The sequence below is a fragment of the Corynebacterium sp. MSK195 genome (assembly GCF_030228885.1).
Taxonomy (GTDB): domain Bacteria; phylum Actinomycetota; class Actinomycetes; order Mycobacteriales; family Mycobacteriaceae; genus Corynebacterium.
In genome coordinates this window covers 1-1,367 of the sequence record NZ_JASPGT010000035.1, presented here as the reverse complement: position 1 = coordinate 1,367, position 1,367 = coordinate 1, and the positions used below count along the sequence as shown (strand labels likewise).

Sequence of the window (1,367 nt, the reverse complement as noted above, 5' to 3'; positions counted from 1 at the left end):
CAGCGGCAGGTAGCGTCTCTGCCTTGGGTGTAGGCGCGGATGTCGGTGCTGGGGGTATAAGAGTCTACCTCGTCGGCGTTGAGTCGGCGGATGAAGGTGTTGTTGGTGGGTGCGTGGTTGAGGTTTATCCATCCGGCACCGGGGTGGAAGACGAGGTTGGTGTCGGGGTTGGTGGTAAACGTGTTGATGGCAACACTGGTGTGGGTGTCTTCGAGGATGAGGTCGATGAGTGCTTGTGCGGCGGTGGTTGTGGTCTGGTTGGTGTAGGCGTCGATGTGGCGGGCGATGATGGTGGCGGTGGCACTATCGCAGGTCAAAGATAGTGTGGTGGTGTTATCCGGGTTGTAGTTGATGCGCAGTCGTGGTTCGGGTTTGTGTTCTTTGTCTTCGGGGCGCAGGTGGGTGTCGATGAAGGTGCGGATAAAGCGGCGAAGGTCGGCGTCGGTGGGTACTGTTTGGTTGGGTGTGGTGGGGGTGAGGAGTCTGCGAGTGCGGCGTCGATGGCTTCGAGGTGGTCTGGATTGTCTTCTAGGCGGGTAAGTTCGCGGTCGATGATGCGCAGTTTTGTCAGGTCGAGGATCCAATGCTGGCCTTGGACTTCGGTGACTAGGGGTAGTTGGCGCATGCGGAAGTGGGCACGGAGAAAACCTAGCAGCTTGTGGTAGGAGATGCCGAGGTCTTTGGCGAGGCTGGTCAGGCTCAGGTCGACGTCGTCGTCTAGTTGGGGGAGGATGGCGCGGTAGAGGAACCAGGAGGTTTTGCGTGTGTAGGTGCCGGCTTTGCCGATGTGGTTGCCGGGTGCGTTGGTGGTGTAGAACGCCTCCGGCACAGAACTATCGCCTAGCGGATCGATGTCGGGGTGGTCACCTATGAGGAGGGTGTCTGGGTAGTCGAGGGCGGTATCTGGCTCGGGCGGGCTTAGTGTGGCAGTCATGGACGAGGCACTCCAGCAGAGAAGAACAGAGTTCGTATGTGTTTTCTAACAAGTGCCCTAATGATAACCCGAGTTAAGGATATGTAGCCTTAGTGGGGGTGTTTACGTTCGAATAGGGTGCCCTAAATCCGCAGGGATCCCCAGAGTCACACCACAACCAGACACGGGGGTAAAAGCAAAGGTTTAAGGTTCGTTGCCTATTTCTCCCCTGCCGGTTGTTTGCAGTTCCACCAGGAATAAAGTCAATGAGCGTGTGCGCCGAAGCGTCGTCAGGTATCGCCTGCTACCCGTAAAACGTGAAAAGAAGGAGACGGTGGTTTACCGTCTCCTTCTTTTTGTTTCTGTATTTTGTTGTGTTTTGTTGTTTGGTGTCGGCGGTGACTTACTCTCCCACAACCTCCCGGTTGCAGTACCATCAGCGTGTGCAGGCTTA

The 1,367-nt window shown here is 56.4% G+C and carries 1 protein-coding gene and 1 pseudogene; both read right to left on the bottom strand.

Annotated features, from left to right (window positions below; translation table 11 throughout):
* Positions 1-317 (bottom strand): annotated as a pseudogene (locus QP909_RS11660) (HNH endonuclease signature motif containing protein); the annotation flags it as partial.
* Positions 314-934, bottom strand: coding sequence for a hypothetical protein (locus tag QP909_RS11655; RefSeq protein ID WP_284767322.1), 621 nt, complete (start codon positions 932-934; stop codon positions 314-316). The gene QP909_RS11655 and the pseudogene QP909_RS11660, both read right to left, overlap by 4 nt.
* Positions 935-1,367: the final 433 nt, after the last annotated feature.

What these genes read in the sequence shown, in the direction of transcription:
- QP909_RS11655 (WP_284767322.1), bottom strand. Translation starts at nt 934, where the DNA reads ATGACTGCCACACTAAGCCCGCCCGAGCCAGATACCGCCCTCGACTAC.